7 protein-coding genes are annotated in these 4,779 nt (G+C 57.6%); 3 read left to right on the top strand and 4 right to left on the bottom strand.

The window, feature by feature from the left end:
- Both AC1DH9_RS22565 and grxD read left to right on the top strand, forming a co-directional pair.
- Nucleotides 1-1,210, top strand: a 1,210-nt coding sequence (locus AC1DH9_RS22565) for a molybdopterin oxidoreductase family protein (protein WP_477808813.1), incomplete at its 5' end; no start/stop codon positions are given.
- Nucleotides 1,211-1,305: 95 nt separating this feature from the next.
- A complete protein-coding gene (grxD, locus tag AC1DH9_RS22560; protein ID WP_019693361.1) occupies nt 1,306-1,647 on the top strand; it encodes a Grx4 family monothiol glutaredoxin in 342 nt (113 codons plus the stop codon).
- 106 nt (nt 1,648-1,753) lie between these two features.
- Here grxD and bfr read toward each other — a convergent pair whose 3' ends face one another.
- A complete protein-coding gene (bfr, locus tag AC1DH9_RS22555) occupies nt 1,754-2,227 on the bottom strand; it encodes a bacterioferritin (protein WP_427532978.1) in 474 nt (157 codons plus the stop codon).
- 198 nt (nt 2,228-2,425) lie between these two features.
- Nucleotides 2,426-2,644 carry a bacterioferritin-associated ferredoxin gene (locus AC1DH9_RS22550; RefSeq protein ID WP_477808814.1) on the bottom strand — a complete coding sequence of 73 codons (219 nt, stop codon included), beginning with the start codon at nt 2,642-2,644 and terminating at the stop codon, nt 2,426-2,428.
- A gap of 316 nt (nt 2,645-2,960) precedes the next feature.
- Between AC1DH9_RS22550 and AC1DH9_RS22545 the strand changes: the two genes are divergently transcribed.
- Nucleotides 2,961-3,563 (top strand): peroxiredoxin, encoded by a 603-nt coding sequence (locus AC1DH9_RS22545; RefSeq protein ID WP_019693358.1) that lies wholly within the window; start codon nt 2,961-2,963, stop codon nt 3,561-3,563.
- Between the two features lie 74 nt (nt 3,564-3,637).
- Here the strand turns inward: AC1DH9_RS22545 and rnt are convergent, their stop codons facing one another.
- Both rnt and AC1DH9_RS22535 read right to left on the bottom strand, forming a co-directional pair.
- Nucleotides 3,638-4,312, bottom strand: a complete 675-nt coding sequence (rnt, locus tag AC1DH9_RS22540) for a ribonuclease T (RefSeq protein ID WP_054593807.1) — start codon at nt 4,310-4,312, stop codon at nt 3,638-3,640.
- On the bottom strand, nt 4,309-4,779 hold a 471-nt coding region (locus AC1DH9_RS22535), incomplete at its 5' end, for a dihydroorotase (protein ID WP_477808812.1). The genes AC1DH9_RS22535 and rnt, both read right to left, overlap by 4 nt.

Here is a 4,779-nt window from a genome sequence, read left to right as displayed (position 1 = left end):
CCGTATGGGTGTTTCGACCCAGGCGTTCGGCACTTTGTGTCATTGGCTGGTGCAACTGATCAATCTGGTCACCGGCAACCTGGATCGGGTCGGCGGCGCGCTGTGCACCGAGCCTGCGGTCGATCTGGTGGCGTCCACCTCGGGCGGGCATTTCAATCGCTGGCAAAGCCGCGTGTCTGGCCGTCCGGAATACGCCGGTGAGTTGCCAGTCTCGGCGCTGGCCGAAGAGATGCTCACCGAAGGCGAAGGGCAGGTGCGGGCGTTGATCACCGTAGCCGGTAACCCGGTGTTGTCGACGCCTAATGGCCGGCAACTGGAGCAGGCGCTGGATGGGTTGGAATTCATGCTCAGCATTGACCTGTATATCAACGAGACCACGCGTTATGCCGACCTGATTCTGCCGTCGACCTCGGCGCTGGAAAACGACCACTACGACACCACGTTCAATATGTTCGCGGTGCGCAACGTCAGCCGTTTCAACCGGGCAATCCTGCCCAAGCCCGAAGGCGCGCTGCACGATTGGGAGATTTTCGTTGGCCTGGCCCAAGCCTTTGCGGCGAAAACCGGCAAAGAGCTGAAGCCGACGATGCCTCCGGCGAAGATGATCGACCTCGGTTTGCGAGCCGGGCGCTATGGTGATGCGTCGCCGCACAAACTGTCGGTGGCGACCTTGTTTGATCATCCTCATGGGGTCGATCTGGGCGCTCTTCAGGCAAACCTGGCACCGCGACTGAAAACCGCCAACCAGCGCGTGCAGGCGGCGCCACCGGCGATCCTGGCTGATCTTGCGCGGTTTGCCGCATTGCAGGCACCGGTAGCCGATGAGCTATTGATGATCGGCCGCCGCCATGTGCGCAGCAATAACTCATGGATGCATAACTACCACCGTCTGGTGAAAGGCAAACCGCGTCATCAGTTGCTGATGCACCCGGACGATCTTTCCAGTCGCGGGCTCAGCGATGGACAGCGGGTGCGGGTCAGCTCGCGGGTCGGGGTAATTGAAGTCGAAGTGCTGAGCAGCGTGGAGATGATGAAAGGCGTGGTCAGCCTGCCGCACGGTTGGGGGCATGCCCGGCCGGGCGTGCAGATGACCATTGCCATGGGGCAGCCAGGCTCCAGCGCCAATGACCTGACCGATGAGCGCCAGCTCGATGAGTTGTCCGGAAATGCAGCGCTTAATGGTGTACCGGTGACCGTCGCGGCAGCGTAAGTGTCTGTCGGGGAGACCGAGCATGGCGCTCGGCTTTCCGTTACAATGCGTCACCGTGCCGACAACTGAGTCGGAAAGTTCAGCCGAGGTGCTTCATGGATATCATCGAAACTATTAAAGAGCAGATTGCTAACAACACCATTCTGCTTTACATGAAAGGCTCGCCGAATGCCCCACAGTGTGGCTTCTCCGCGAAAGCCGCTCAGGCCGTCATGGGCTGTGGTGAGAAGTTCGCTTATGTGGACATCCTGCAGAACCCGGAAATCCGTGCCAACCTGCCAAAGTACGCCAACTGGCCAACCTTCCCGCAATTGTGGGTTGCTGGTGAGCTGGTCGGTGGTAGCGACATCATGACTGAAATGGCCGCTGACGGTTCGTTGCAGGCCCTGATCAAAGACGCTGCGGCCAAAGCTGCTGCTGGCAAGACCGAAGCCTGATTTATAGGCAGAAGCGGCCGTCCGGCCGCTCCTGCTGGTAATAAAAAGCCCCGCCTCTCGTAAGAGGGCGGGGCTTTTTATTGAGTCGAGATCAGCGCCGTAGAAGTTATTCGTCGCCCATCTGCGATTGCAGATAGTTCTCCAGACCGACTTTATCGATCAGGCTCAGTTGAGTTTCCAGCCAGTCGATATGTTCTTCTTCGGATTCGAGAATATCTTCGAGCAGTTCACGGCTGCCGAAGTCCCCGACTGTTTCGCAATGAGCGATAGCCTCTTTGAGGTCGGCATGGCCGGTACGCTCGATGCGCAGGTCACACTCAAGCATTTCCTTGGTGTGCTCGCCGATGTGCAGCTTGCCCAGGTCCTGGACGTTTGGCAGGCCTTCCAGGAACAGGATGCGCTTGATCAGCTTGTCCGCGTGTTTCATCTCGTCGATGGATTCGTGGTACTCGTGCTTGCCGAGCTTGTTCAGGCCCCAATCTTCATACATGCGTGCATGCAGGAAATACTGATTGATTGCGACCAGCTCATTGCCAAGAATCTTGTTGAGGTGCTGGATAACCGTGATGTCGCCTTTCATGTGGGGTCCTGCCCTTTAATTACCCTGTAGACGGCGAAGTCTGAGCTTGGCAGTTGTTAGTGTCAAACCTAAGTTATTGAATACTATATGAAAATTAATCGGAATAAGAATGTTTGTGTTCCGCATCCTAACGCTAAGCGATTGAATTACAGGCATAAAAAAACCGGACGCTAAGTCCGGTTCTTTCGAATGTTCTATTTACGCTGCCGAAAATTCTACAGGGTAGGGGATCGCCGCCTGGCTCAATTGCAATTCGGCCAGGGTCTCGCGTACCACTTGCTWGGCAAGGCAGGCRCATTTTCCACATTGGCCGGCAACGCCGGTAGCCTGGCGTACCTCGCGGTAGCTGCAGCAACCTTCATAGATCGCATCGCGGATTTTTCCGTCGGTGACACCAGTGCAAAGGCAGACATACATAAATTGAGAACCGTCGTGGGTTATGGCTCGGTTGCGACGGATCTTAATGTTAACGAGAATGATTGTCAAAGTGGTTTCGGCACGCTTTGCGCCAGAACAGCGACAGCCTGACGAACGGCATAATGCGGCCCGGGATGGTGTCATTACGCCTGCGCCGAGGTTTTTGATGTCGTTGTAAAAAGCGCTAAGGACAGGCGAAAAACGCGGTGTATGATGTGCGGTCTTTGCGAAGGGCACTCGAGTCATGAACCTGTCGTTTATTGGCGACAGACTGGTTCGATGCCGTTCTTCACGCCACCACACCAGGAGATATCCAATGAGCGTACTCGTAGGCAAACAAGCCCCTGACTTCACCGTACCGGCCGTACTCGGCAATGGCGAGATCGTTGACAGCTTCACCCTGTCCTCGGCCATCAAAGGCAAATACGGCCTGGTGTTCTTCTATCCACTGGACTTCACCTTCGTTTGCCCGTCCGAGCTGATCGCTCTGGACCACCGCATGGCTGACTTCAAGGCTCGCAACGTTGAAGTGATCGCTGTTTCGATCGACTCGCACTTCACCCACAACGCCTGGCGCAACACCCCGATCAATGCCGGCGGCATCGGTCAGGTTCAGTACATCATGGCTGCTGACATGAAGCACGACATCGCCAAGGCCTACGACGTTGAGTCCGAAGGCGGCGTGGCTTTCCGTGGCGCATTCCTGATCGACGACAAGGGCGTTGTTCGCTCGCAAATCGTCAACGACCTGCCACTGGGTCGTAACATGGAAGAGCTGATTCGCCTGGTCGACGCCCTGCAATTCCACGAAGAGCACGGCGAAGTTTGCCCGGCCAACTGGAAAAAAGGCGACAAGGGCATGACCGCTTCGCCAGAAGGCGTTGCTGCTTACCTGACCGAGAACGCTGGCAAGCTGTAAGCCACGCGTCAGGCATAAAAAAACCGGCCGCCAAGGCCGGTTTTTTTATGGGCGGGATAAATCCTGCGACTGAATCAGTCGTTGAAATCTTCCCAGCCGCCCATTTGTTTCCAGCGATTGACGATGCCGCAGAACAGCTCGGCAGTCTTCTCGGTATCGTAGCGAGCCGAGTGGGCCTCGCGACCGTCGAAGTCGATATCGGCAGCCTGGCACGCTTTGGCCAGGACCGTTTGACCATAAGCCAGACCGGCCAGTGTCGCGGTGTCGAAGCTGGAGAACGGGTGAAACGGATTGCGCTTCATGTCCAGGCGCGCAACGGCGGCATTGAGGAAGCCCAGGTCGAAGCTGCTGTTATGGCCGACCAGGATCGCCCGTTTGCAGCCGTTGGCTTTCAGCGCCTTGCGTATGCCACGGAAGATGTCGGTCAGTGCCGCTTCTTCACTCACGGCCATGCGCAGTGGGTGATCGAGCTTGATCCCGGTGAATTCCAGCGCCGCGGCTTCGATGTTGGCGCCTTCGAACGGTTCTACACGGAAGAAATAGGTGTGATCGGGGTACACAAAACCTTTTTCGTCCATGCTGATAGTCGTGGCGGCAATTTCCAGCAAGGCGTCAGTGGCACAGTTGAAACCACCGGTTTCAACGTCGACGACAACGGGCAAGTATCCACGGAACCTGGCTGCCATCGGGTGACGTGAACCACCTCCGCCTGAACTTTCCTGTTCGTCGTCGAAATGGTCTTCACTCACGCGTGTTCCTCCAGCAGGCGCCAGCGCAGTTTTTCACCGGCGCGCAGCGGGATGACAGTCAGCTCGCCGAACGGCAGGCTGGTTGGGGCGGTCCATTCTTCGCGGACCRGGGTAATGCGGTCGGTGTTCGCCGGCAGGCCGTAGAAGCGCGGGCCGTTGAGGCTGGCGAAGGCTTCGAGCTTGTCCAGCGCATTGCGCTGTTCAAAGGCTTCGGCGTACATCTCGATCGCGGCATAAGCGGTGTAGCAACCGGCACAGCCACACCCGGCTTCTTTTGCGTGTTGGGCGTGCGGGGCCGAGTCTGTGCCCAGGAAGAACTTCTCGCTGCGCGCCCGGCCGGCAGCCGTTTCGAACCGCTGATGGTGCTTTACCTGACCGACCGGACTACACCCGATGAAATTCGCGAGGCCAAGGCCAGCGGTTTCGTTCACGCTGCCAAGCTGTATCCGGCTGGCGCGACCACCAAC

It is taken from the genome of Pseudomonas sp. 05T35 (assembly GCF_056396605.1).
The sequence above is the reverse complement of the archived record's forward strand: the minus strand, read 5'-3'. Positions and strand labels throughout refer to the sequence as shown.